The organism is Paraburkholderia franconis, from assembly GCF_009362735.1.
GTDB classification, from domain to species: domain Bacteria; phylum Pseudomonadota; class Gammaproteobacteria; order Burkholderiales; family Burkholderiaceae; genus Paraburkholderia; species Paraburkholderia franconis.
In genome coordinates this window covers 56,889-81,883 of record NZ_WHNP01000014.1, presented here as the reverse complement: position 1 = coordinate 81,883, position 24,995 = coordinate 56,889, and the positions used below count along the sequence as shown (strand labels likewise).

The 24,995-nt window shown below is 64.7% G+C and carries 23 protein-coding genes; 18 read left to right on the top strand and 5 right to left on the bottom strand.

What is annotated here, in order from left to right; genetic code table 11:
- Positions 1-11: 11 nt before the first annotated feature.
- The 3 genes from GCT13_RS17155 (at position 12) to flhA (ending at position 4,810) form a co-directional block, all read left to right on the top strand.
- The gene (locus GCT13_RS17155) at positions 12-1,289 is read left to right on the top strand and encodes a DUF3443 domain-containing protein (RefSeq protein WP_152760102.1); all 1,278 of its coding nucleotides are present in this window, start codon (positions 12-14) and stop codon (positions 1,287-1,289) included.
- 213 nt (positions 1,290-1,502) lie between these two features.
- Entirely contained in the window at positions 1,503-2,711 is a 1,209-nt protein-coding gene (gene flhB, locus GCT13_RS17150; RefSeq protein WP_152760100.1) for a flagellar biosynthesis protein FlhB, read from the top strand.
- Entirely contained in the window at positions 2,708-4,810 is a 2,103-nt protein-coding gene (gene flhA, locus GCT13_RS17145; RefSeq protein WP_152760098.1) for a flagellar biosynthesis protein FlhA, read from the top strand. Before flhB ends, flhA begins: the two co-directional genes overlap by 4 nt.
- 17 nt (positions 4,811-4,827) lie before the next feature.
- Here the strand turns inward: flhA and GCT13_RS17140 are convergent, their stop codons facing one another.
- Positions 4,828-5,058 carry a hypothetical protein gene (locus tag GCT13_RS17140; RefSeq protein ID WP_152760095.1) on the bottom strand — a complete coding sequence of 77 codons (231 nt, stop codon included), beginning with the start codon at positions 5,056-5,058 and terminating at the stop codon, positions 4,828-4,830.
- Positions 5,059-5,197: 139 nt separating this feature from the next.
- Here GCT13_RS17140 and flhF point away from each other — a divergent pair, with 139 nt between their 5' ends.
- From flhF to GCT13_RS17125, 3 genes are read left to right on the top strand one after another with little or no spacing between them, the layout of a single operon-like run.
- Positions 5,198-7,123, top strand: coding sequence for a flagellar biosynthesis protein FlhF (gene flhF / locus GCT13_RS17135; protein ID WP_152760093.1), 1,926 nt, complete (start codon positions 5,198-5,200; stop codon positions 7,121-7,123).
- Positions 7,116-7,985, top strand: coding sequence for a MinD/ParA family ATP-binding protein (locus tag GCT13_RS17130; protein ID WP_152760091.1), 870 nt, complete (start codon positions 7,116-7,118; stop codon positions 7,983-7,985). The genes flhF and GCT13_RS17130 overlap by 8 nt, the downstream gene beginning before the upstream one ends.
- A gap of 25 nt (positions 7,986-8,010) precedes the next feature.
- Positions 8,011-8,745, top strand: coding sequence for an RNA polymerase sigma factor FliA (locus GCT13_RS17125; RefSeq protein ID WP_090870519.1), 735 nt, complete (start codon positions 8,011-8,013; stop codon positions 8,743-8,745).
- Positions 8,746-9,296: 551 nt separating this feature from the next.
- Here the strand turns inward: GCT13_RS17125 and GCT13_RS17120 are convergent.
- From GCT13_RS17120 to flgA, 4 genes are all read right to left on the bottom strand, one after another.
- Positions 9,297-9,617, bottom strand: a complete 321-nt coding sequence (locus GCT13_RS17120; RefSeq protein WP_152760089.1) for a hypothetical protein — start codon at positions 9,615-9,617, stop codon at positions 9,297-9,299.
- Positions 9,618-9,684: 67 nt separating this feature from the next.
- Positions 9,685-10,134: a flagella synthesis protein FlgN gene (locus GCT13_RS17115; protein WP_152760087.1), complete on the bottom strand. Its 450-nt coding sequence runs from the start codon at positions 10,132-10,134 to the stop codon at positions 9,685-9,687.
- Between the two features lie 96 nt (positions 10,135-10,230).
- Positions 10,231-10,581, bottom strand: coding sequence for a flagellar biosynthesis anti-sigma factor FlgM (flgM, locus tag GCT13_RS17110; protein WP_321574415.1), 351 nt, complete (start codon positions 10,579-10,581; stop codon positions 10,231-10,233).
- A gap of 107 nt (positions 10,582-10,688) precedes the next feature.
- Positions 10,689-12,020 carry a flagellar basal body P-ring formation chaperone FlgA gene (gene flgA, locus GCT13_RS17105; protein WP_152760085.1) on the bottom strand — a complete coding sequence of 444 codons (1,332 nt, stop codon included), beginning with the start codon at positions 12,018-12,020 and terminating at the stop codon, positions 10,689-10,691.
- Between the two features lie 239 nt (positions 12,021-12,259).
- Between flgA and GCT13_RS17100 the strand changes: the two genes are divergently transcribed.
- The 12 genes from GCT13_RS17100 to flgL all read left to right on the top strand — a co-directional run bounded on the left by GCT13_RS17100 (position 12,260) and on the right by flgL (position 24,841).
- Complete coding sequence (locus GCT13_RS17100; protein WP_152760083.1) at positions 12,260-12,751, top strand: flagellar basal body rod protein FlgB; 492 nt, start codon at positions 12,260-12,262, stop codon at positions 12,749-12,751.
- Positions 12,752-12,859: 108 nt separating this feature from the next.
- Complete coding sequence (flgC, locus tag GCT13_RS17095; protein WP_152760081.1) at positions 12,860-13,285, top strand: flagellar basal body rod protein FlgC; 426 nt, start codon at positions 12,860-12,862, stop codon at positions 13,283-13,285.
- An 11-nt stretch (positions 13,286-13,296) separates the two neighbouring features.
- Positions 13,297-14,010, top strand: a complete 714-nt coding sequence (locus GCT13_RS17090; protein ID WP_152760079.1) for a flagellar hook assembly protein FlgD — start codon at positions 13,297-13,299, stop codon at positions 14,008-14,010.
- 33 nt (positions 14,011-14,043) lie between these two features.
- Complete coding sequence (locus tag GCT13_RS17085; RefSeq protein ID WP_152760077.1) at positions 14,044-15,543, top strand: flagellar hook protein FlgE; 1,500 nt, start codon at positions 14,044-14,046, stop codon at positions 15,541-15,543.
- Positions 15,544-15,564: 21 nt separating this feature from the next.
- On the top strand, positions 15,565-16,323 hold the full coding sequence (gene flgF, locus GCT13_RS17080) for a flagellar basal-body rod protein FlgF (RefSeq protein ID WP_152760075.1): 759 nt from the start codon (positions 15,565-15,567) through the stop codon (positions 16,321-16,323).
- Positions 16,324-16,584: 261 nt separating this feature from the next.
- Entirely contained in the window at positions 16,585-17,373 is a 789-nt protein-coding gene (gene flgG / locus GCT13_RS17075) for a flagellar basal-body rod protein FlgG (protein ID WP_321574414.1), read from the top strand.
- Positions 17,374-17,419: 46 nt separating this feature from the next.
- The gene (gene flgH / locus GCT13_RS17070) at positions 17,420-18,130 is read left to right on the top strand and encodes a flagellar basal body L-ring protein FlgH (protein WP_152760073.1); all 711 of its coding nucleotides are present in this window, start codon (positions 17,420-17,422) and stop codon (positions 18,128-18,130) included.
- 2 nt (positions 18,131-18,132) lie between these two features.
- Positions 18,133-19,317 carry a flagellar basal body P-ring protein FlgI gene (locus GCT13_RS17065; protein WP_152760072.1) on the top strand — a complete coding sequence of 395 codons (1,185 nt, stop codon included), beginning with the start codon at positions 18,133-18,135 and terminating at the stop codon, positions 19,315-19,317.
- A gap of 12 nt (positions 19,318-19,329) precedes the next feature.
- Positions 19,330-20,262, top strand: coding sequence for a flagellar assembly peptidoglycan hydrolase FlgJ (gene flgJ, locus GCT13_RS17060; protein ID WP_152760070.1), 933 nt, complete (start codon positions 19,330-19,332; stop codon positions 20,260-20,262).
- A gap of 294 nt (positions 20,263-20,556) precedes the next feature.
- The gene (locus tag GCT13_RS17055) at positions 20,557-21,306 is read left to right on the top strand and encodes a flagellar brake protein (protein WP_152760068.1); all 750 of its coding nucleotides are present in this window, start codon (positions 20,557-20,559) and stop codon (positions 21,304-21,306) included.
- Positions 21,307-21,602: 296 nt separating this feature from the next.
- Positions 21,603-23,609, top strand: coding sequence for a flagellar hook-associated protein FlgK (flgK, locus tag GCT13_RS17050; RefSeq protein ID WP_152760066.1), 2,007 nt, complete (start codon positions 21,603-21,605; stop codon positions 23,607-23,609).
- A 14-nt stretch (positions 23,610-23,623) separates the two neighbouring features.
- Positions 23,624-24,841, top strand: coding sequence for a flagellar hook-associated protein FlgL (gene flgL / locus GCT13_RS17045; protein WP_152760064.1), 1,218 nt, complete (start codon positions 23,624-23,626; stop codon positions 24,839-24,841).
- Positions 24,842-24,995 lie beyond the last annotated feature (154 nt).

Genomic DNA, 24,995 nt, shown 5'->3' with positions numbered 1-24,995 from the left:
GGAGACGAACCATGCGATTCGCGAAGATCGAGAAGTCCATCCACGTCGTAAAGGCCGTGCTCGCCATCTGCGTCGTCTCGATGACGGCATTCGTCGCGGGATGCGGCGGCGGTGGAGGCGGAAGTTCGTCGTCCTCGTCGGGCGACAACAACGGACCCAGCCAGCAGCCGATTGCCGCCAACGCGCCGAACACGGTGGCCGTGACGGTCGGCCGCGGCGTCGCGAACCTGATCAACATACCGACGGTCAGCGTGACTATCTGCCAGCCGGGCACCACCAACTGCACGGTCGTCAACAATGTTCTGCTCGACACGGGCTCGTTTGGCGTGCGCATCGTCAATTCCGCGCTCGGCTCGCTCGCGAGCGCGCTGCCCGTCCAGCAGGCGACGGCAGGCGGCCAGCTTGCCGAATGCACGCACTTCGCCGACGGCTTCACGTGGGGTACGACGCGCACGGCGACGGTGCAGATCAGCGGCGAGGTGGCGAGCAACATCCCGATTCAGGTGATCGGCGACCTGCCCGATGCGTCGATACCGTCGGGCGGCTGCGTCAACGGCGCGGCCGAGAACACCGCGCAGACGCTGGGCGCGAACGGCATCATCGGCATCGGCGTGGCGCCCATCGATTGCGGAGCGGCCTGCTCGGTCCAGGCGAACGTCGCGCAGTTCAGCAACTACTACGCGTGCAACGGCACGAACTGCGTGCGCACGCTCGCAGAGCGTGAGAAGCAAGTGGCCAACCCCGTGCCGAACTTCCCCGCCGACAACAATGGCGTGATCGTGCAGATGGCGCCCATCTCGGCGAGCGGCCAGGCATCGGCGACAGGGACGGTCGTGTTCGGCATCGGTACGCAGTCGAACAATGGCCAGGAACAGGGGATAACGATCTATACGACCGATGCGTCCGGCGACCTCGTCAACAGCAAGTTCAACGGCGCGACGACCAACACGTTCATGGACAGCGGCTCGAACGGCTACTTCTTCCAAGATGGTTCGATGCCGTTGTGCACGGGCAATCTGGCATCGTTCTACTGTCCGGGCACGACGCAGCAACGCACGGTCACGCTCGTCGGCGCAAACGGCGTGACGGGCGACGTGCCGCTCAACGTCGCGAATACGCAGAACCTGTTGAGCGCCGGGAGCAACTTCGCGTTCAACGACCTCGGCGGGCAGATCGGCTCGTTGAGCGCGTTCGATCTCGGGCTGCCGTTCTTCTTCGGCCGCCATGTCTACTACGGGATGGACAAGCGCCCGTCGGGGCAAGCGCCGTTCGTCGCGTTCTCGTTGTGATCGCGTGCCGGCCCGCAACCGCGCGGGCCGGCGCGTCGAACGGAAGCGGGCGTTCTTCCGCTTCCGGGTGTCTGGGCGGCGCATGTTCATACCGCCCCATCGTTTGAAATACCCCCCTTTCCCCGCCTTTATCCGCCAATCGCCGCTCGACTTCTGCGGGAATAATCGCTCTGACTGAAAAAGGGCATGGTGCCCTCGCAGCCGGAGAGCACGTTGGCAGAGGATAGCGACCTCGAAAAAACCGAATCAGCCACCCCCCGGCGCCTCGACAAGGCGCGGGAGGAAGGGCAGGTCGCGCGTTCGCGGGAGCTGGCGACGTTCGCGCTCGTCGCGGCCGGCTTTCTCGGCGCGTGGGCCATGTCCGGCATGATCGGCGACCACGTGCAGACGATGCTGCGCGCGGCCTTCACGTTCAATCACGAAACCGTCTTCGATACGAAGCGCACGCTTTCCGACGCGGGCGCCGTCGCGCGCGAAGGCTTTTACGTGCTGCTGCCGATGCTCGTGCTGACGGGCCTCGCCGCGCTGCTCGCGCCCATGGCGCTCGGCGGCTGGCTGCTGTCGACCAAATCGCTGTCGCCGAATTTCGAGCGTCTGAACCCCGTGACGGGCCTTGGCCGCATCTTTTCGATCAACGGGTCGATCCAGCTCGGCATGTCCCTCGCGAAGATCATCGTCGTCGGGCTGATCGGCGGACTGGCGATCTGGCACAAGCGCGACGACATGCTTGCGCTCGCGACGCAGCCGCTGCACATCGCGCTGTCGAACGCGGGCCATCTGGTCGCCGTGTGCTGCGCGATGACGGTCGCGGGCATGTTCGTGATCGCCGCGCTAGACGTGCCGTATCAGCTGTGGAACTTCCACAAGAAGATGCGCATGACGAAGGAAGAAGTGAAGCGCGAGCATCGCGAGAGCGAAGGCGATCCGCACGTGAAGGCGCGCATCCGTTCGCAGCAGCGCGCGATGGCTCGCCGCCGGATGATGGCCAACGTGCCGAAGGCCGACGTCGTCGTGACGAACCCGACGCACTTCGCCGTCGCGCTGCAATACACGGACGGCGAGATGGGCGCGCCGAAGGTCGTCGCGAAGGGCGTGAACCTCGTGGCCGCGCGCATCCGCGAACTGGCGACGGAGCACAACATTCCGCTGCTCGAAGCGCCGCCGCTCGCGCGCGCGCTCTATCACAACGTCGAACTGAATCGCGAGATTCCGGGCGCGCTGTATGGCGCCGTCGCGGAAGTGCTCGCATGGGTCTATCAACTGCGCCGCTTCAAGGAAGACGGCGGCGTCGCGCCTGTCGCGCCGACGGAGCTCGACGTTCCGCCGGAACTGGACAAGGGCGGCGTGCCGGACGACGAAGCGGACCAGGAAGCCGCCGACGCGCTCGGCGGCGACAATCAAGGTAACGGAGCATCAGCATGAACGCCCGCGCGGGTTTCCTTTCACGACGGCCGGAAGCGCTGAACGGCACCAACCTGCGGGCACTGGCGGGCCCGCTGTTGATCTGCATGATCCTCGGCATGATGATCCTGCCGCTGCCGCCGTTCCTGCTGGATCTGCTGTTCACGTTCAACATCGCGCTTTCCGTGATGGTGCTGCTCGTCAGCATGTACACGATGAAGCCGCTCGACTTCGCCGCGTTCCCGAGCGTGCTGCTGTTCTCGACGCTGCTGCGGCTGTCGCTCAACGTCGCGTCGACGCGTATCGTGCTGCTTGAAGGCCACACGGGACCGGGCGCGGCGGGCGCCGTGATCGAGGCGTTCGGCCACTTCCTCGTCGGTGGCAATTTCGCAGTCGGCATCGTCGTGTTCGTCATCCTGATGGTCATCAACTTCATGGTGATCACGAAGGGCGCGGGGCGTATCGCGGAAGTGTCCGCGCGCTTCACGCTCGACGCGATGCCCGGCAAGCAGATGTCGATCGACGCCGACCTGAACGCCGGCATGATCAACGAGGAACAGGCGCGCAAGCGCCGGATGGAAGTCGCGCAGGAAGCCGAGTTCTACGGCTCGATGGACGGCGCGAGCAAGTTCGTGCGCGGCGATGCGATCGCCGGCCTGCTGATCATGGTGATCAACATCATCGGCGGGTTGATCGTCGGCATCGTCCAGCACGGCATGGACTTCGGCGACGCGGGCAAGACCTACACGCTGCTCACGATCGGCGACGGCCTCGTCGCGCAGATTCCGTCGCTCGTCATTTCGACGGCGGCGGGCGTGATCGTGTCGCGCGTCGCCACCGATGAAGACATCGGCACCCAGCTCACGGGCCAGCTCTTCACGAACCCGCGCGTGCTGACGATCACGGGCTCGATCCTTGTGCTGATGGGCCTGATCCCCAACATGCCGCACTTCGCGTTTCTGCTGCTGGGCGGCGGCGCGATCCAGCTCGGCCGCACGATGAAGAAGCGCGCCGCGCGGAGCAAGTCGGCTGCCGCGCTCGTCGACGCCGTGCCGCAGGCGCTCGCGCCGACAGAAGCGGCGGAAGCCAGCTGGGACGACGTGACGATGATCGACGCGCTCGGCCTCGAGGTCGGCTATCGGCTGATCCCGCTCGTCGACAAGAACTCCGACGGCGAACTGCTCAAGCGCATCAAGAACATCCGCAAGAAGTTTGCGCAGGAAATTGGCTTCCTGCCGCCCGTCATCCATATCCGCGACAACCTGGAGCTGCGCCCGAACGGCTACCGGATCGCGCTCAAGGGCGTCGAAGTGGGTGTCGGCGAGGCGTATCCGGGCCAGTGGCTCGCGATCAATCCCGGCCAGGTCACGGCCGCGCTGCCCGGCACGCCGACCCAGGACCCGGCGTTCGGCCTGCCCGCGATCTGGATCGACACGAACCTGCGCGAACAGGCACAGGTGTACGGCTATACGGTGGTCGATTCGAGCACGGTCGTCGCGACTCACCTGAACCATCTCGTCGTCACGCACGCGGCGGAACTGCTCGGCCGCCAGGAAGTGCAGGCGCTGATCGAGCGGATGCAGAAGGACGCGGCGCCCCTCGTCGACGATGTCGTGCCGAAGGTGATCCCCGTCGCGACGCTGCAAAAGGTGCTGCAGAACCTGCTGGAAGAAGGCGTGCCGATCCGCGATATGCGCACAATCCTCGAAGCGCTGTCGGAGCACGCGCCGAAGTTCACCGATCCGCACGATCTCACGGCGGCCGTGCGTCTCGCGCTGGGCCGCGCGATCACGCAGCAGTGGTTCCCCGGCAATGGCGACATCCAGGTGATGGGACTCGACGCGCATCTGGAGCGGCTCCTGAGCCAGGCGCTCAACACGGGCGCGAACCCGGGCCTCGAACCGGGTCTCGCGAACACGCTGCTGATGGAGACGCAAAAGGCGATGACGCGTCAGCAGAACATCGGTCTTGCGCCCGTGATGCTCGTCCAGCATTCGCTGCGCGCGATGCTCGCGCGCTTCCTGCGCCGCAGCCTGCCGCAACTGAAGGTGCTGTCGTACGCAGAAGTGCCCGATACGCGGCACGTGCGGGTCGTCAACGTGATCGGCACGCAAGGGTGAGCGCGTTCGCGTGGGGTTCATACGGCCCGTTCGCGGCGCTTCGCCACCATCACCACCATCGCCACGGCGATCTCCGCCGCTGTCTCGCGGACAGGGTGTCCGGTTCGAAGGCCGGTCCGCTTCGCGCGGCCGGCCTTTTTGGCTGGCCCGCGCGGGGCCTTGATGCGCAAGGCTTCGCGCCCGTTGGAGCGGGTTAGCGGTGCGCGTTGCCGATCGGATCGGCCGGGTTCGACGATGGTTCCCGGCATCCGGAGCGGGCGCCGAATGCGTGAATTGCCAGCGTTTCACCGTCTTTATTGCCCGATGGGCGGTGGACGTCTTTCGCAATAATTCATCTCATCGGGAAACGGTATATCGCCGGTCCGCGCTGCTCATCGGAGAACCAGCTTGAACATTCGTAAATTTGTCGGTGCAACGAGTCGCGACGCGCTGCGTCTCGTCCGCGAGGCATTGGGCTCCGATGCAGTCGTATTGTCGAATCGCACGAATGAGGATGGGACCGTCGAGATCGTCGCGGTCGCCGACCGGGATCTGAACGCAATTGCGCCGCGCGCCCAGGAAAGCGCCGCGATGACCACGACGGGCGCAAGCGCGTCGGCAGGCACGGCGCTGATCGCCGGTCCCGCGATGAACGCAGGCGCCGCCACGCGCGCGCCGATGCCGTCGATGCCCGTCAATCCGTACGCGAGCGGGATGCCCGATGTGTTCTCGTCGGTGTTCGGCGCGAGCCCGGAAGCGGGCACCGAGCGCATGCCCGCCGCGAGCGAAGAGAAGGCCGGACCGCAAGGCACGATGATCGCCGCTGGCGAAAGCCCGGCAAGCGACTGCAAGCCGATGGGCGCATCGAACGCTGTGCGCGCAACCGATGACGTGCGCGTCGAACTGCGCCAGGAATCGCGCGGCGAGCTGCGCGCGGATGCATCGGCTGCACCTTCCGTGGCAAGCAAGCCTCCGATGCCGGAAGTGCCCGTCCGTTCGCGCACGATGGCCGAAACGAATCCGTGGCTGATCGATCACGCGCGCCGCATCGCGGCCAAGGACGTGGTCCCCGCCGCCAATCCGACGATGACGCCCGCCGCCGCGATCGCGCGCGGCCTGGGCACGCCCGTCGATCCGCGCGAGCCGGCCGTCAACGATGCAGCCACGCCCGACTGGGCGCGCGAAGCCGCGCAACTGGCCGCGCGCCGCACATCGCAGAAGAACACGCCCGCCGCGTACGACGTCGCAGGCGACATCGCTCACTCGGCCGACGCACGCCGGAACGCAGCCGCCGAGATGACGCCGAAGTCGGCCGCCGAGCTGATGGAATCGGTGAAATCGCGTATCGAGCAGATGGTCAACGAGACCGTGATGAACGAGCTCACGTCGATGCGCGGCATGATGGAAGAGCAGTTCGCAGGTCTGCAGTGGGCCGATCGCCAGCGCCGCAGCCCGACGCATGCGGCGTTGACGAAGCATCTGTTCGCGGCCGGCTTCTCCGCGCAGCTCGTGAAGATGGTGATCGACAATCTGCCCGACGTCGAAAGCATGGCCGAGGGCCTCGATTGGGTGAAGACGGTGCTCGAATCGAACGTGCCCGTGATGGAGAACGAAGACGCGCTGATGGAGCGCGGCGGCGTGTTCGCACTGATGGGCCCGACGGGCGTCGGCAAGACCACGACGACGGCGAAGCTCGCGGCGCGCTGTGTGATGCGCTTCGGCGCAAGCAAGGTCGCGCTGCTCACGACGGACAGCTACCGGATCGGCGGCCACGAGCAGCTGCGCATCTTCGGCAGGATCCTGGGCGTGTCGGTGCATGCGGTGAAGGACAGCGCCGACCTTCAGCTCGCGCTCTCAGAGCTGCGCAACAAACACATCGTGCTGATCGACACGATCGGCATGAGCCAGCGCGACCGGCTCGTCTCCGACCAGATCGCGATGCTGTGCCGCGCCGGCCAGCCCGTGCAGCGCCTGCTGCTGCTGAACGCGACGAGCCACGGCGACACGCTGAACGAAGTCGTGCAGGCCTATCAGAACGCGCCGGACCAGCAGCCGCTCGCCGGCTGCATCCTGACCAAGCTCGACGAAGCGACAAATCTCGGCGCGGTGCTCGATACGGTGATCCGTTACAAGCTGTCCGTGCACTACGTGTCGACGGGACAGAAGGTGCCCGAGAACCTGTACGTCGCGACGAAGAAATTCCTCATCAAGAGTGCTTTCTGCATTCCGCGTGACAACTCGCCGTTCGTCCCGCAGGACGAGGACGTGCCGGCGCTGCTGTCGGCGCTGTCGGCCCGTTCGACCGCCGATCTGCATGAGGTTCGCTTTGGATAAGTTTGTGCAGGATCAGGCAGAAGGACTGCGGCGGCTGCTCTCGCGGGCCGGCTCGCGCGTCGTTGCGGTAGCGGGCGGCACGCGCGGCGTCGGCGCGACGACGACGGTGGTGAATCTCGCGGCGGCGCTCGCGGAGCAGGGCAAGGACGTGCTGGTGATCGACGAATGTCTGGGCGATCGCTCGGTGAGCGCGACGCTCGGCGGCGTGCGCGGCGCGGGGAATTTCTCCGCGGTGATGCGCGGCGAGATGACGCTAGAAGAAGCGGCAGGACGGCATCCGCTCGGCTTTGCGGTGCTGGCCGCGTCGCGCGGCAATTGCGAGAGTTGCACGAAGGAGCAGCTGGGCGTGGTGCTGAGCGGATCGGCCGATGTCGTGCTGATCGATGCGCAGGTGGACCGCGAGGGCGCGTTGTCGGCGCTCGCGAGGCAGTCGCATGACGTGATGGTCGTTACGCGCGTCGCGGCGCAGGCGATCACCGATGCGTACGCGTGCATGAAGCGTCTGCACTTCTCGCATGCGATCGCGCAGTTTCGCGTGCTGATGAATCACGTGCAGAGCATCGCCGATGCGCATGTCGCGTTTGAAAACCTGGCGGGCGTGGCGGGGCGCTACCTCGCCGTATCGCTGGAGGAGGCGGGCTGCGTCTCATCCGAGCCTTTGATGGCGAGAGCCATCGAGTTGTCACGCTGCGTCGTCGATGCGTTCCCATCGGCACCTGCTGCGCGCGACTTTCGACATATCGCAGCCGAACTGCAGTACTGGCCGATGCGGCCAGCGATTTCGTCACGGGCGCACGGTGTGCCGCCGGCGGCGGTGACGGCGGCGCAATTCGCCGACCAACCGTCCGCGCAGCACGCCTGAAGGCGGCAAGAACAAGGGGAGCACGATGTACAACGCTCAAGGAAAGATTTCGCAGGCCGATGTTTTGACGAAATACGCGCCGCTGGTGCGCCGTCTCGGCTTGCAGCTCGTCGCGAAGATGCCGGCGAGCGTGGATCTCGACGATCTGATCCAGGCGGGCATGATTGGCCTGCTGGATGCGGCGAGCCGCTACAAGGAAGACCAGGGCGCGCAGTTCGAGACGTATGCGAGCCAGCGGATTCGCGGCGCGATGCTCGACGAGTTGCGCAGCAACGACTGGCTGCCGCGCAGCTTGCGCCGCACGTCGCGCGAGGTCGAGACGGCCGTGCACAAGGTCGAGCAGTCGCTGGGCCGGTCGGCGAGCGAGGCGGAGATTGCCGAGCATCTGAAGATGCCGCTCGAAGAGTATCAGTCGATGCTGCAGGATCTGCACGGCAGCCAGCTGATCTATTACGAGGACTTCGATCGTTCCGCGGACGATGAGCCGTTTCTGGACCGCTATTGCGTCGATCACTCCGATCCGCTGTCGGCGCTGCTCGACGAGAGCCTGCGCGGCGCGCTGGTCGAGGCGATCGACAGGTTGCCGGAGCGCGAGAAGCTGCTGATGTCGCTTTACTATGAGCGTGGGTTGAATCTGCGCGAGATTGGGGCGGTGATGGAAGTCAGCGAGTCGCGGGTGTGTCAGTTGCACTCGCAGGCGGTTGCGCGGTTGCGGACTCGCTTGCGTGAGCAGGCTTGGGCTTCGGCGGAGACGAACTGATTTTTTTTGCCCGTGCGGGCGGCTTGTTTTTTCTTTTTGTGAGAGCCGATCTTTTTTTAAGGTCGGCTTTTGTTTTTGGCTGTTTGTTTTTTTTAGCTATTTGTTTTTGTCTGCGAGGGCTTGTTGGTGTCGGCTTTTTAGCGTGCCGCTGGCATCCGCGATTGCGCCTCGCGGCGCGGGCGTTGCCCCTATGCGGGGCGGCACTCACTTTCTTTGCCGCCGCAAAGAAAGTAAGCAAAGAAAGCGGGCTCACACCGCCAATCCTTGACGTTTACCCACGGGCTCTCAACGGCCCCGTGTTTCGTGCGGCAGGGTGCTCGCTGATGTTCGTTGCCAGCGCACGACTTAAGCGCCTCACCCGCTTCATGCTCCCGCATTACGGCCCGCGACATCGAAGATTCCCCCGCCCCTTTGCGGCAAACTGTGTGTAGGCATTCGCGCCGCACAGGACACCCTCGCTACGCGATACGGCCACAAGTGCGGGCGTTGCCCTCTACGGCACAGCAAGCTTCATTCACTACCGACATGCGGCGCTGAAGCGTTCGATGCCCTTAGCCTCGCCACGGGTGCATGAAGCGGGTCGGGCGTTTAGCCAGGACGTTGGCAACGAACATCAGCCAGCACCCTGCCGCGTGAAGCGCGGGGACGTTGAGAGCCCGTGGGTAAAGGTCAAGCACTGGCGGTGTGAGCCCGCTTTCTTTGCTTACTTTCTTTGCGGCGGCAAAGAAAGTGAGTGCCGCCCCGCACAGGGGCAACGCCCGCGCCGCGAGGCGCAATCGCGGATGCCAGCGAAAGGCAAAGTGAACCACAAAAAAGCGGTCGCAGACAAAAGCAAAGAACAAAAAGCAAAGAACAAAAAGCAAAACCGGCACGCAAAGGCACCGGTCCATTAGAAAAGCAGAGAGGGGATAAGAAGGGGGACAACCCCTTAAAACCAGATCAAATGCCGGCAAACGCCGGAACCCGTCCATCCGGCCCATAAAGCACGCCGCGCTCCGGCCCAACGGCCACGTTCAAAGCGGCAAGCGCCCGCCGGTTATATTCCATGCGAGTCCGGATCAGCGCGCCATTCGTGGTGTTGAACCGCTTGGCGCGTTCAACAGCCTTCTGCAGCAAAGACCACTGCGTAGCAAGCCGCGAATCGTTGGCGACAGCCATCTCCATGCCCTTCCATCCCATCGGATAGCCAAGCTGCACGAGCTGCGAATCGCGGACCTTCTCGAGAGTCGAGAGCCTCTCCACCAGCTCCATCTTCTTTTCGACGATGGGCGGCAGCGTCTCGATGGGATGCACCGTGGTCAGCGCCTTTTCCTCGGCTGCGAGGACGGAGGCAAACAGCTCCACAGCGGAATATTCGTCGATGACGGTGGCAAGCAGGGCGTCTTTCATCACTAACAACTCGCTAGGCAGCGGCTCGCGCCGCGCGCAAAACCGGATTGGTCACACATGCCGCCCGGCTCCCGACGCACCGCATCGGTACGCCGGTCAGCTGCCGGCCGACTGGCTCTTCTGTTGCAGCAGTTCGCGCGCCGTCGCCAGCACGCCATCGGCGATCTTGCCGGAGTCGATCGTCAACGTGCCGTCCTTGATCGCCTGCTTGATCGATTCGACATGCGCCGTATCGATGTCCGATGTGTCCGCGCTCGCAAGGCTCTGCAGATGCGACGACAGTCCCGACAGGCTCACATTGGCGTCGCCCGACGCGCCCGTGGCCGTCGATGCACTCGACATCGCCGTGCCCGCACCGCCCGTCGCGGCGGTATCGCCTTGCTGCGTGCGCTGCAGCCCGTCTTTCAACGTCTGCAAGCCAGATTGGGTAGTGGAATCAACTTTCACGATTGGCTTCCTGAACGATTTGAATGTGATATCGGCAATCACACCGTCGAACTTTAGCGCAATCGATCAGACACGTATTTCAAGTTGTAACCGGGCGCGGCACGCCTTCAGAGCTGAATTTCGACGGTTCCACCGTCTTTCACGATGCCCTGCACGATCTGTCCGCTCGCCATCTTCACCTTCACCGGCTGGCCGGGCGACGCATTGTTCATCACGCTGCCTTCCGCCGAAATCGAAAAGCCCTGGCCCTGCGCGACCACTTTGACCGACTGGCCGATCGTCACCGACTCGGCGCTCTTTAGCATGTCCCGGCGCAACGGCAGGCCCGCCGACACGCGCATCAGCGCGACCGAGCCGACTGCCTGCGCGGGATCGGTGATCACGGCTTGCGGCAGGAGCGTCAGATCGCCGTCGCGGGCGACGAGGTCGGCGGCTGTCAGCAGTTCGCCCGGACCGATCGCGCGCGACGCCAGGAAGTAAGTCGCGTGCACCGACACCTTCGCCTGCAGATAAAGCGTCCACGGACGCTCGCTAGCACAGCGCACGCCGACCGTCGTACGACCCCACAGGCGCGCGCCCGTCGGCATGAACGGTTCGAGCGTCGTGCATGCCGCGAGACCGCGCGGAAACACCGTCGCCACGCTGATTTCGACCTTGCCCGGCAATCCCGCCGATTGCTGTTGAAGATAGGCGAGCGCGGCCCGGCGGATCGATTCGCCGTCCTGCTGTCCAGCGGGCACGGGCGCGGCGGGTTGCGCAGCCGCTTGAGCCTGCGCCTGAACCTGAACTTGCGTCGGCGCAGCAATGGCCGGCGCGGACGCAGCCGCGTTATTGCGCGCGATGCCGCGAGGCTGCGCCGTCGCTGCATTCGGGAATGCATTGCCAGCGGGAGGATTCACGGCGATCGGTTGCACGCCCGCTGTCTGACGGGCGGCGGGCTGGGCCGGCGCGACCACGACGGGCAGCACCTGACGCGAGGCCGGTTGCAGGCTCACGCGCATCATGCCCGGCGCCTTTGCCGCGACGGTGGGTTCCCTCTGCGCGACGGCGTCGGCAGCGCCGGGAATCACGATCGCGCCATCGGCGTGCGCGGCTTGCGCGAAGCGGTCGGCATCGTTGCGAGAATTCGGGCCGAGCATGGGTGGCACAACGGCAGGCGCAGGCACGGCAGCGACACCGGGAGCAACAGCGGCAGGCGCAGCGACGGCCGGCGCAGTGCCGCGCGGCGCGGGCGCATTCATGCGCTCGGCCATCGCTTGCAGTTCGGCGGGATTCTTCTCTGCCGGTCCGGCGATCACGATGGGACCGCCGTTCTCCTGCGCCTGCGCATGCGAGACGACGGCACAAGCGCCGACCAGCACCATCGCCGACAGCGTGCGGACAGCGCGCACCCCCGCGCGGCGAGCGTGGCGCGAAGCGGTGGCGGCAGGCGAGGGCATGGTCGTTCTCCATCTGATGCATCGGTACGAATCGCATTCTAGAGATAGGCCACCTCGCAGAAACGGTGAATAGAGGCGTCCTTCCCCGGCTATTCGTCCGATTAAGTCTTGCGCCACGCTCATAAGATGCACCACATGCGAAAAGGCCATCCCGGCCCGCGTGGACGAAACGCCTGCTACGAAACAGCGCGGATCGGCGCGAGCGAACGGGGGCCTCGGACCGTTCAACGGAGAACTCAATGCTCGACAAACTCGATGCCGAATTTGCCTTTGGCCGCCAGGCGCTCGACGTGCGCGCCTGGCGGCAGGAGCTGCTGTCGTCGAACGTCGCGAATGCCGACACGCCCGGCTACAAGGCGCGCGACATCGACTTCGCGTCGGCGCTCGCTGGCTCGCTGAAGAAAAGTGGCGGCACGACGGCAGGCGCGTCGAACAACGCAACGCTCGCGATGACCAGGCCGGCGGGCGTGACCCAGGGCATGTCGATGGCGTCGACGGAAGCCGGCCACATGACGGGCAAGGCGCGTCTCATCGCGACGGGCGGCCCGACCGACGACTTCGGCAAGGTCGCCTACCGGATTCCGACGCAGCCCGCGCTCGACGGCAACACCGTCGATCTCGATGCCGAGCGCGTGCAGTTCGCCGACAACTCGCTGCACTTCGAGGCGGGCATGACGGTGCTGTCGCAACAGATCAAATCGATGCTGGCGGCGATCACGTCGAACAGCTGATGGAACTGCGCTGCGGCCGGCACAGGCGGCGGCGCGCTGGATCAACGCTAAAAACCAGAACGCTACGGGATCAGACGCCGGTGCGCCGGCAAGAGAGGTCGAAAAGCCATGCCATCCCTGATGAACATTTTCAACGTCGCCGGCTCGGCGATGTCCGCGGAGTCGCAGCGCCTGAACGTGACGGCGTCGAACCTCGCGAACGCCGACAGTACGACGGGCCCCGACGGCAAGCCGTACAAGGCGAAGCAGGTCGTGTTCGCCGTCAACCCCATCGGCGGCGCGCGCGCGGGCTCGGGCCAGCAGATCGGCGGCGTGCAGGTGAAGGGCGTCATCGACGATCCGACGCCGATGAAAACGTCGTATGACCCCGGCAATCCGGCCGCCGACGCAAACGGTTACGTGACGCTGCCCAACGTCGACCCCGTACAGGAAATGGTCAACATGATTTCGGCTTCGCGCTCCTACCAGGCCAACGTCGAAACGCTCAACACCGCGAAACAGCTGATGCTGAAGACGCTCACGATCGGAACCTGAGGAGAGCCTTCTTGACTACGCAAACCACTATCGGCAACAACGGCGCGACGGTGTCGCAGACGCTGCTCGACACGATGAACGGCACGAAGAGCGCGTCGTCGTCGAGCAGCGCTGCGGGTACGACGTCGGGCAGCGATCTGCAGAACACGTTCCTGCAACTGCTCATCGCGCAGATGAAGAACCAGGACCCGACGAATCCGATGGACAGCTCGCAGATGACCTCGCAGCTCGCCGAGATCAACACGGTGACGGGCATCCAGCAGCTGAACACGTCGCTGACGTCGCTCGCGTCGCAGCTCACGACGAACCAGCAGACACAGGCCGCGAACCTCATCAGCTCGACGGTGCTCGCGCCGGGCGACAACTTCTCGGTGGCGTCGGGCAAGGCGACGGGCTTCGGCGTCACGCTCGCGTCCGACGCGACGGACGTGCAGATCACGGTGAAGAACTCGGCGGGCCAGGTGGTCAACACGATCGATCTCGGCAAGCAGTCGGCGGGCACGATTCCCATCGGCTGGACGCCCGTCGACAAGAGCGGCAACGCGCTGCCCGACGGCACGTACACGTTCACCGCCACCAGCACGTCGGCAAGCGGCACGGGTTCGCCCGCCACGCTGTCGGCGGCCACGGTGCAAGGGGTCATCAAGCAGACGGACGGCACGCCTGGTCTCGTCCTTTCGAACGGCAAGACGGTCGGCCTGTCGACGGTCGCCGCCATCATCTAAACGCATTCGGCATCACGGGATACGGAGACCTTCATGGGTTATCAGCAAGGGTTGAGCGGACTGGGGGGCGCTTCGAGCGACCTCGACGTCATCGGCAACAACATCGCGAACGCAAACACCGTCGGCTTCAAGCAAGGCCAGGCGCAGTTCGCCGACATGTACGCGAACTCGGTCGCGACGGCCGTCAACAATCAGATCGGCATCGGCACGCGCATGTCGGAAGTCGAGCAGAACTTCTCGCAAGGCACGATTTCGAGCGATGACATCGCGCTGCACGTCGCGATCAACGGCAACGGCTTCTTCCAGATGTCGAACAACGGCTCGGTGACGTACTCGCGCAACGGCGTGTTCCAGCTCGACAAGAACGGCTACATCGTCAACGCCGACGGCCTGAAGCTGATGGGCTACGCGGCCAACAAGAACGGCATCATCAACACGGCGGGCACGGTGCCGCTGCAGGTGCCGACGACGAATATCGCGCCGACGGCCACGCAGACCATCACGGCGGGCCTGAACCTGAACGCGCAGGACGCGCTCGTGCTCGGCACGCCGAGCGTGACCGGCACGAGCGGGACTGTATCGAGCAACGGCGTGACCGTCACCGACGCGACGCAGGGCACGAACGCGGACACGTACACGATCACGTTCGACGGTGCCGGCGGCTACACGGTCACGTCGTCGGCGGCTGGCTCGTCGCCCGTGACGGGCACGTTCAGCAGCAACTCGCCGATCAAGCTCGGCAACGGCGAAACGATCACGCTGGCGGGCACGCCGACGGCGACGGATAGCATCACCGTCACGCCGACGGCCAAGAACTTCGATCCAAACGACAACACGACGTACAGCTACACGACTTCCGTGCCCGTCTACGATTCGCTCGGCGGCGAACAGCAGGTCGACATGTACTTCGTGAAGACGGCAGCCGGCTCGTGGACCGTCTATGCGGGCAAGGACGGCAACGTGCCGACGACGCCCATCGGCACGATGAGCTTCGATACGTCGGGCAACCTGGTCAGCACGAACTCGGCGATGGCGACCACGTCGAATCTCGCCTTCGCGTTCCAGATTCCGAACAACGACGGTTCGTCGACGCCGCAAACGCTGACGCTGAAGATCGGCGGCACGACGCAGTTCGGCAGCAAGGACGGCGTGAACTCGCTGACGCAGGACGGCTTTGCGGCCGGCCAGCTGACCAACTTCACAATCGGCACCGACGGCACCATCACGGGCAACTACTCGAACGGCCAGACGGCGGCGCTCGGCCAGGTCGCGCTCGCGACCTTCGCGAACCAGAACGGCCTCATCAACCTCGGCAACAACCAGTTCCAGGCGACGGCCGCTTCGGGCGTCGCGGTGGTGGCGGTGCCGGGCTCGACGAACCACGGCTCGCTGCAAGGCGGCGCGACCGAAAACTCGAACGTCGACCTGACGAGCGAGCTGGTGAACCTGATCACCGCGCAGCGCAATTACCAGGCGAACGCGCAGACGATCAAGACCCAGCAGGCCGTCGACCAGACGCTCATCAACCTGTAACGCTGACGCACCGACACCATCATGGACCGGCTCATCTACACCGCGATGTCGGGCGCGACGCAGGCGCTCGAACAGCAGGCCGTGGTCGCGAACAACCTCGCGAACACCTCGACCACGGGCTTTCGCGCGCAGCTCGCGACGTTCCGCGCCGTGCCGATGGCGTTCGGCGACGGCAGCACGATTCAGGACGACACCACGCGCACTTTCGTGCTGTCGTCGACGCCGGGCGCGGACTACACGCCCGGCCCGATCCAGCAGACGGGCAACCCGCTCGACGTCGCCGTCCAGGGACCGGGCTGGCTGTCCGTGCTGACGCCGGACGGCTCGGAGGCCTATACGCGCGCGGGCAACCTGCACGTCGACGAAAACGGTCAGCTCGTGACGGCCAGCAACATGCCCGTCGTGGGCGGCGGCGGCCCGCTGTCGGTGCCGCCCGGCTCGCAGGTGACGATCGGCCGCGACGGCACGGTGTCGGCGCTGATCCCGGGCGATCCGCCCACGTCGATCGCCATCGTCGACCAGCTGAAACTGGTGAACCCCGATCCCGCTTCGCTCACGCGCGGCGACGACGGACTTTTCCGCACCGCTGACGGCAATCCGGCGGAAGCCGATCCGAATGTCGTGGTCGCGGCGGGTGCGCTCGAGGGCAGCAACGTGAATCCGGTGGCGGCGATGGTCTCGATGATCACCAACGCTCGCCAGTTCCAGATGCAGACCAAGATGATCGAGTCCGCCGACCAGAACGAGCAGTCGGCGAACAAGCTGCTCGACTTCAGCTAAGCCGATAACGATTCAACGGAACGCACGACGACGCTGCGTTCACAACCAGGTTGCATGGGACGGGAGTAAGTGCTCTGCATGGGGCTGGAGTGAGTGCTAAAGCACTGACTCCAGCCGACAGCCAAAGCGCCAACTCCGGTCGACCGCTAGTGCATGGGACCGGAGTAAGGCACTAAAGCGCCAACTCTGGTCGACCGCGAAGCATGGGACCAGAGTAAGGCGCTAAAGCGCCAACTCTGGTCGACAAAGGAGAGAAGAACAGTGAACCGCTCACTCTATATCGCCGCCACGGGCATGAACGCGCAACAGGCGCAGATGGACGTGATCTCGAACAACCTCGCGAACGTCAGCACGAATGGCTTCAAGGGCTCGCGCGCGGTGTTCGAAGACCTGCTGTATCAGACGATCCGCCAGCCCGGCGCGAACTCGACGCAGCAGACGGAACTGCCCTCGGGCATCCAGCTCGGCACGGGCGTCCAGCAGGTCGCGACCGAGCGCCTGTACACGCAGGGCAACCTGCAGCAGACGGGCAACTCGAAGGACGTCGCGATCAACGGCCAGGGCTTCTTCCAGGTGCTGATGCCGGACGGCACGAACGCCTACACGCGCGACGGCTCGTTCCAGACCAACGCGCAAGGCCAGCTCGTCACGTCGAGCGGCTACCAGGTGCTGCCCGCGATCACGATTCCGCAGAACGCGACGTCGCTCACGATCGGCAGCGACGGCGCCGTGTCCATCACGGTCGCGGGTTCGAGCAACACCCAGCAGATCGGCGCGCTGCAACTGGCGACCTTCATCAACCCGGTCGGCCTCGACGCGAAGGGCGAAAACCTGTTCGCGGAGACGTCGTCGTCGGGTGCGCCGAACATCACGACGCCGGGCCTGAACGGCGCGGGCACGCTGAATCAGGGCTACGTCGAAGCGTCGAACGTGAACGTCGTGCAGGAGCTGGTCAACATGATCCAGACCCAGCGCGCGTATGAAATCAACAGCAAGGCCGTGACGACGTCGGACCAGATGCTGCAGACGCTCGGCCAGATGCCGGTTTGAGCAGGCTGAGCTGTTGAAAGCAGGAATCAAACAGGCGGTAATCAAGATGTCGCACCTCACCCGTACTTCGGTCCTTCTGCGCAGCGCGCGGGCAGCCTCGATGCTCGCGTGCGCCGGCGCGCTCGCAGCCGCGCTCGGCGGCTGCGGGCTCGTGCCGAAGCAGCCGATCACCCAGCAGCCGATGTCGGCGCTTCCGCCAACGCCGCCGTCGCTGCAGACGCCCGGCTCGATCTACAACCCGGGGTACGCTGGCCGGCCGCTGTTCGAAGACCAGCGTCCGCGCAACGTCGGCGACATCCTGACCATCGTCATCGCCGAAAACATCAACGCGACGAAATCGTCGGGCGCCAACGCGAACCGCGACGGCACGACGAAATTCGGCGTGCCGACGGCCGGGTTTTTGAGCGGCTTCTTCGGCAAGGTCAACCTCGACGCGAGCGGCGACAACACGTTCAAGGCAGCGGGCGGCGCGAGCGCGGCGAACACGTTCAACGGCACGATCACCGTCACGGTGACGAACGTGCTGCCGAACGGCAATCTCGTCGTGAGCGGCGAAAAGCAGATGCTGATCAATCAGGGCAACGAGTTCGTGCGTTTCTCGGGCGTCGTCAATCCGAACACGATCAACGGCCTGAACGCCGTCTACTCGACGCAGGTAGCGGACGCGAAGATCGAATACTCGGCGAAGGGCTATATCGACGAAGCCGAGAACATGGGCTGGCTGCAACGCTTCTTCCTCAACGTCGCGCCGTGGTGATCATGCGTACCGTTTCTCTCTTCGGCCCGGTTTTCAGCTTCGCGACGCGCGCACTGGCCGTGATCGCGCTCGCCTGCGCGGCGCTGCCCGTCACGACGCACGTCGCGCACGCCGAGCGCCTGAAAGACCTCGTGCAGATCCAGGGCGTGCGCGATAACCCGCTGATCGGCTATGGCCTCGTCGTCGGTCTCGACGGCACGGGCGACCAGACGATGCAGACGCCGTTCACGACGCAGACGCTCGCGAACATGCTCGCGAACCTCGGCATCTCGATCAACAACCAGCAGGCGGGCGCGAGCAACTCGGGCGCGAATGCGCTCTCCAGCATGCAGCTGAAGAACGTCGCGGCCGTGATGGTGACGGCCTCGCTGCCCGCGTTCGCGCGTCCCGGCGAAGCGATCGACGTCACGGTATCGTCGCTCGGCAACGCGAAGAGCCTGCGCGGCGGCACGCTGCTGCTCACGCCGCTCAAGGGCGCGGACGGCGCGGTGTATGCGCTCGCGCAGGGCAACATGGCCGTCGGCGGCGCGGGCGCAAGCGCGAACGGCAGCCGCGTGCAGGTGAACCAGCTTGCGGCGGGCCGCATCGCGGGCGGCGCGATCGTCGAGCGCTCGGTGCCGACGACGATCTCGCAGGCGGGCACGATGCAGCTCGAACTCAACGACATGGACTACGACACGACGCAGCGCGTGACGTCCGCGATCAACAACGCGTTCGGCTTCGGCACGGCCGTTGCGCTCGACGGCCGCACGATCCAGCTGCGCGCGCCCGCCGATCCGGCGCAGCAGGTCTCGTTCATGGCGCAGTTGCAGAACCTCGACGTGAAGCCCGCGCAGGCCGCCGCGAAGGTGATCCTGAACGCGCGCACGGGCTCCATCGTGATGAACCAGATGGTCACGCTGCAAAGCTGCGCGGTCGCGCACGGCAATCTGTCCGTGATCGTCAATACGCAGCCCGTCGTGAGCCAGCCGGGCGCGTTCTCGAACGGCCAGACGGTGGTCGCGCAGCAGTCGCAGATTTCGATGAAGCAGGACAACGGCGCGCTCAAGCTCGTCACGGCGGGCGCGAATCTCGCGGAAGTGGTGAAGGCGCTCAACGCGCTCGGCGCGACGCCCGCCGACCTGATGTCGATCCTCCAGGCCATGAAGGCAGCGGGTGCACTGCGCGCCGACCTTGAGATCATCTAAGGAACAACGAGAATGAACTCCGACACGACACGCAACGCAGCGAATGACCTGACGAACCGCTTTGCGCTCGACGTGCAGGGCTTCGACGCGATGCGCGCCCAGGCGGCCGCGAATCCGCGCGAGGCGATGAAGTCGGCGGCGAAGCAGTTCGATGCCGTCTTCACGCAGATGATGTTGAAGAGCATGCGCGACGCAACGCCGTCCGACGGCCCGTTCGATTCGCACGACACGGCGACCTTCACGTCGATGATGGACCAGCAGCTTGCGCAGCAGATGTCGTCGAAAGGTATCGGCGTGGCCGATGCGATGCTCAAGCAATTGATGCGCAACTCGGGCATGTCCGCCGACGATGCGAACGCGGGCAACAACGCCGCGCTGAACGCGCTCGCAAAAGCGTACGCGAATCCAGCGAGCAACGGCGCGCTGCGGATGGGCCGCGGCTATACGGCGAACAGCGCGCTGACGCCGCCCGTGCACGGCGACGGCTCGTCGGAAAAGGTCGATGCGTTCGTCGACAAGCTCGCTGCGCCCGCGCAGGCAGCCAGTGCGGCGACGGGCATTCCGGCACGCTTCATCATCGGCCAGGCTGCGCTCGAATCGGGCTGGGGCAAGCGCGAAATCAGGAAGGCGGACGGCACGACGAGCCACAATGTCTTCGGCATCAAGGCCACCGACGACTGGACCGGCAAGACGGTCGCGACGGTCACGACGGAATACGTGAACGGGCGGCCGAAGCGCGTGGTCGAGAAATTCCGCGCGTACGACTCGTACGAGGAAGCGATGACCGATTATGCGAGCTTCCTGAAGTCGAACCCGCGCTATGCGCAGGTCATCAATTCGTCGCGCGATGTGAACGGCTTCGCGCAGGGCATGCAGCGCGCGGGCTACGCGACCGATCCGCACTACGCGAAAAAACTCATCTCCATCATGCAGAAGATGGTGTGACGCTGTTTCCGGACGCGGCGCTCGCCGCGTTCATGCTGCCTTTCCACTTTCGGGATTCACGCGCAAAGTGGCGTATCCTTTCTTCGTTGCAGTGTCAAACGTTTGCGAAAAATATTTCGCAAAACCGGTCTAAACTTTGACATGACGCTGCCGCTAAACAGTCAGACCTGATACCGGAATGCCTATATGAGATCCGGTCCAACGCGCGTTTCGCGACTCCAGCAGGACGGCTAAGAACCGGCCGGCCGTGTTCGCGTGGCGTGCCCGCAAGAACGAAGAGAAATTGGCAAGGCCATGAATACCACTCAGTCGAATGGTGATGACCGCGAGACGGAAGGCGTCGACTTCGGCCGCCGCAATCCGCTTGAGATCGGCGTGCAATTGCGCAACCTGCTCAACCGCGGCGATTTTCTGACCGTGCAGTACAAAGGCGGTCAGCTGGTGACGAAGATTCTCGAAGTGGACGTGCGGGAGCGTACTTTTACGTTCGACTGGGGCGCGCTCGCGGACCAGAACCGGGGCCTGCTGACGTCGCCGGAAGGGCATTTTCACGCAACGCCCGACGGCGTGCGCGTGCACTTCATCACACGGACGCCGCGCGAAACGAAGTTCGAGGGCCGTCCTTCGTTCGAGGCCGATTTTCCCGACGTGCTCTATTACGTGCAGCGCCGCGAGTATTTCCGCGTCGATGCGCCGTTGCTCGATCCGTATATCTGCCGCGGCCGCCTGCCGGATGGCGACGGTTTTCGCTTCGAGGTGCAGGACCTGTCGCTGGGTGGTATCGCGATGCGCACCAGCGACGAGCGCGTGACGTCGCTCGAACACGGCGTGCGCCTGCTCGACACGGAAGTGTCGCTGGGCTCGCTCGGCACTCTGCAACTCGATCTCGAACTGATGTCGAACCGTGCCATCGCGCTGCCCAACGGGTCGCAGCGCTATACGCTCGGCTTCCGATTCCTGTCGCTGCCGGGCAATGCCGAAAACACGCTGCAACGCCTCATCACGCAACTCGAAATGAAGCGCCGCTCGCTCGTGCGCGCCTGAATTCGGAAACAACTGACCCTCACCTGATTCGATACGCATGCGCTGATGCGGCCTTGCTCGCAGCAAGCGCATGTACGTCCATACGCAGCGATCCTGAGCTGCACGGCCCGCATCGAGAAATGCCGCAAGCGCGGCAGGAAGCGCATCAAAAACGCGCATCGAAAAACGCGGCAAAAAATGATGCGGCGCCATCAATTGGCCCTCAATGTTCGCGCGCCGAGGCCGATATACAAAGTGTTCGGTCAACCTGACGGCGCCGCATGCGCCGTCTCTTACGCCGTCTTTCAGGATGACGCATGTCCAGCAACCTCTTTAGCATCGGCCTCAGCGGACTCAATGCAGCCCAGTGGGGGCTGACGACGACGGGTCAGAACATCAGCAACCAGGCGACGCCCGGCTATTCGGTCGAGCGCCCCGTCTACGCGGAATCGAGCGGACAGTACACGGGCTCCGGCTACCTCGGCAGCGGCGTATCGACGACGACCATCCAGCGCCAGTACAGCCAGTACCTGACGACCGAGCTGAACAACGCGCAGTCGCAGTCCGGTTCGCTGACCACGTACTACAACATGATCGCGCAGCTCAACAACATGGTCGGCAGTCCGACCTCGGGCATTTCGAGCGCGATCACGAGCTACTTCACGGGCCTGCAGAACGTCGCGAACGATGCGTCGAATCCCGCGATGCGCCAAAGCGCCGTCAGCAACGCGCAATCGTTGGCGGACCAGATCAACGCGGCGGGCGACCAGTACGACCAGTTGCGCGCGAGCGTCAACACGCAGATCGGCGACACCGTCAAGCAGATCAACAGCTACACCGCGCAGATCGCGCAACTGAATACGCAGATCCAGGCGCTGAGCGCGCAAGGCCAGCCGCCGAACCAGCTGCTCGACCAGCGCGACCTCGCCGTGTCGAACCTGTCGCAAATGATCGGCGTGCAGGTCGTGCAGGGCGACAGCGGCTACAGCGTGTTCATGGGCAACGGACAGCCGCTCGTCGTTGCCGACAAGAGCTTCAATCTCACGACGGTCACGTCGCCGTCGGACCCGACGGAAACGGCCGTTGCATACGCGGGCCTTGCGAGCCAGGCCGCAACGTCGACGCCGCAGATACTGCCCGACAGCACGGCGCTGGGCGGACAGCTCGGCGGGCTGATGACGTTCCGCAGTCAATCACTCGATCCCGCCGAAGCGCAACTCGGCGCGATCGCGACGAGCTTCGCGGCCCAGGTGAACGCACAGAATGCGCTCGGCATCGACCTGAACGGCAACAAGGGCGGCGCGCTTTTCACCGTCGGCAATCCGACCGTCTATGCGAACGCGAACAACACGGGCAACGGCAACCTTGGCGTCACGCTGACTGACCCGGCCCAGCCGCCGTCGAGCGACTACACGCTGTCGTACGACGGGACGAACTACACGCTCACCGATCGCGAGACGGGCCAGGTCGTCGGTCAGGCGTCGAACCTTTCCAACCCGATCGGCGGCATGCAGTTCTCGCTGGGAACGACCACGATGAACGCGGGCGATTCGTTCACGATCGAGCCGACGCGCGGCGCGCTGAACGGCTTCGCGCTGACGACGACCAGCGGCACGGCGATCGCCGCTTCGTCGCCCGTTCTGGTGACGGCGGGCAGCGCGAACACGGGCACGGCGACGGTGACGCAAGGCACGGTGACGGCGGGCTACTCGGTGCCCTCGACGGCAACGGACATCAAATACAGCGTGACGACGACCACGCCGCCGGCGGGTGTCCTGTCGGGCTTTCCGGTTGGCTCGATCGTGACGGTTCCGGGATCGGCGCCGTACACGATCAACGCGACGACGGATCAGGTACCGTACGACCCGAGCAAGGGTCTGTCGCTGACCATTACGTCGAACACGGCGGCGGCGACTCCGGGCCCGATCAACAACGTCTCGTTGCAGATCACGGGCACGCCATCCGATGGCGACACGTTCACGATCGCGGCGAATCCGTCGGGCGGCAAGGACGGCCGCAACGCGCAGCTGATGTCGAATCTCGTGACGACGAAGACGATGGGCAACGGCACGCTCACGCTGACTGACTCGTATGCGAACTACGTGAACGACATCGGCAACCAGACGAACCAGATACAGACGTCGAGCAAGGCTCAGGCATCGCTCGTGACGCAGATCACGACGGCGCAGCAGGCGGTGTCCGGCGTGAACATCAACGAGGAAGCGGCAAACCTGCTGCAATACCAGCAGCTGTATCAGGCGAACAGCAAGGTCATCCAGACGGCCTCGACGCTGTTCCAGACGATCCTCGGCATCTTCCAGTGAGGCGTTGAACGCATATGCGCATCTCTACTACGCAATATTTCGGCATGAACGTCCAGACGATGGACGATCAGCAGGCGACGCTCGCGCAGCTGTATCAGCAGCTGTCGAGCGGCGTGAGCCTCGCGACGCCGTCGGACAATCCCGTCGGCGCGGCGCAGGCGGTGCAGCTCAGCATGCAGGGCACGACGCTGTCGCAGTACTCGAGCAACCAGAATACGGCGCTGTCGTCGCTGCAGGCCGAGGACAGCTCGCTGTCCAGCATCAGCAGCGTGCTGACGTCGATCAACACGCAGATCGTGCACGCGGGCGATGGGTCGCTCAACGATGCCAACAGGTCGGCGATTGCGACCGAGCTTCAGGCCTTGCGCAACCAGCTGATGGGTCTCGCGAACGGGACCGATGCATCCGGCAACTATCTCTATGGCGGCTATCAGGCATCGACGCCGCCTTTTTCGGTCGGTACGAGCGGCGCCGTGCAATACAGCGGGGATAACGGCGTCCAGTATGTGCAGGTGACAAGCTCGCGCAGCATTGCTGTTGCCGATACGGGCAAGGCCGTATTCCTCAGCAGCTCGCAACCCGGAAGCTCGAGCGTGGCGGCGGGTGCATTGAGCAATGCGGGCACGGGCGCGATCGGCGGCGTGACGGTCAACAACTCGACCGATCCGACGAACAATCACCAGTTCACGATCAACTTCACGTCGGGGACGACATTCACGGTCACGGATGTCGCCACGAACACGACGAGCGCGCCGCAGACGTATACGGCTGGCCAGCCGATCGTGCTCGGAGGTGGCGGTCAGAGCGTCACGATTTCGGGTGCGCCGAGCGGCGGAGACAGCTTTTCGGTCACGCCTGCCGGACAGGCAAGCGATGTGTTCGCCAATCTGGACAGCGTGATCGCCGCTTTGCAGACGCCGGCGACGGGCGCGACCGGGCAGGCGAATCTGACCAACGCGCTGGGGACGGCGTTGACCCAGCTGCAAAACACATTGAACAACGTGACGACGATCCAGACGTCCGTGGGCGGGCGCGAGCAGGAGATCGAGGCGTTGCAGACCGTCACGCAATCCAATTCGCTGCAGACGCAAAGCAATCTCGCCGATCTGACGCAGACGAATCTGACCAAGGTCATCAGCCAGTACACGATGACGCAGTACTCGCTGCAGGCCGCGCAGCAGGGCTTCTCGATGATCCAGAAGCTTTCGTTGTTCGATTACATCGGGAATTGATTTGCGGGCTGTTGTTGCCCCGCGGTTTTTTTGAAGGCTGGACGCCTGGCTCAGTTAGGGGCTGGGCGTTTTTTGTTTGTGTTTGCTTGGCTTGCCGCTGGCATCCGCGTATGCGCCTCGCAACGCGGATGCCAGCGACAAAGGCAAAAAACAA

What these genes read in the sequence shown, in the direction of transcription:
- flgF (WP_152760075.1), top strand. Translation starts at nt 15,565, where the DNA reads ATGGACCGGCTCATCTACACCGCGATGTCGGGCGCGACGCAGGCGCTC.
- GCT13_RS17065 (WP_152760072.1), top strand. Translation starts at nt 18,133, where the DNA reads ATGCGTACCGTTTCTCTCTTCGGCCCGGTTTTCAGCTTCGCGACGCGC.
- flgH (WP_152760073.1), top strand. Translation starts at nt 17,420, where the DNA reads ATGTCGCACCTCACCCGTACTTCGGTCCTTCTGCGCAGCGCGCGGGCA.
- flhA (WP_152760098.1), top strand. Translation starts at nt 2,708, where the DNA reads ATGAACGCCCGCGCGGGTTTCCTTTCACGACGGCCGGAAGCGCTGAAC.
- flgC (WP_152760081.1), top strand. Translation starts at nt 12,860, where the DNA reads ATGCCATCCCTGATGAACATTTTCAACGTCGCCGGCTCGGCGATGTCC.
- GCT13_RS17140 (WP_152760095.1), bottom strand. Translation starts at nt 5,058, where the DNA reads ATGCCGGGAACCATCGTCGAACCCGGCCGATCCGATCGGCAACGCGCA.
- GCT13_RS17125 (WP_090870519.1), top strand. Translation starts at nt 8,011, where the DNA reads ATGTACAACGCTCAAGGAAAGATTTCGCAGGCCGATGTTTTGACGAAA.
- flgA (WP_152760085.1), bottom strand. Translation starts at nt 12,020, where the DNA reads ATGCCCTCGCCTGCCGCCACCGCTTCGCGCCACGCTCGCCGCGCGGGG.
- GCT13_RS17100 (WP_152760083.1), top strand. Translation starts at nt 12,260, where the DNA reads ATGCTCGACAAACTCGATGCCGAATTTGCCTTTGGCCGCCAGGCGCTC.
- GCT13_RS17085 (WP_152760077.1), top strand. Translation starts at nt 14,044, where the DNA reads ATGGGTTATCAGCAAGGGTTGAGCGGACTGGGGGGCGCTTCGAGCGAC.
- flgJ (WP_152760070.1), top strand. Translation starts at nt 19,330, where the DNA reads ATGAACTCCGACACGACACGCAACGCAGCGAATGACCTGACGAACCGC.
- flgL (WP_152760064.1), top strand. Translation starts at nt 23,624, where the DNA reads ATGCGCATCTCTACTACGCAATATTTCGGCATGAACGTCCAGACGATG.
- flgK (WP_152760066.1), top strand. Translation starts at nt 21,603, where the DNA reads ATGTCCAGCAACCTCTTTAGCATCGGCCTCAGCGGACTCAATGCAGCC.
- GCT13_RS17155 (WP_152760102.1), top strand. Translation starts at nt 12, where the DNA reads ATGCGATTCGCGAAGATCGAGAAGTCCATCCACGTCGTAAAGGCCGTG.
- GCT13_RS17055 (WP_152760068.1), top strand. Translation starts at nt 20,557, where the DNA reads ATGAATACCACTCAGTCGAATGGTGATGACCGCGAGACGGAAGGCGTC.
- GCT13_RS17115 (WP_152760087.1), bottom strand. Translation starts at nt 10,134, where the DNA reads ATGAAAGACGCCCTGCTTGCCACCGTCATCGACGAATATTCCGCTGTG.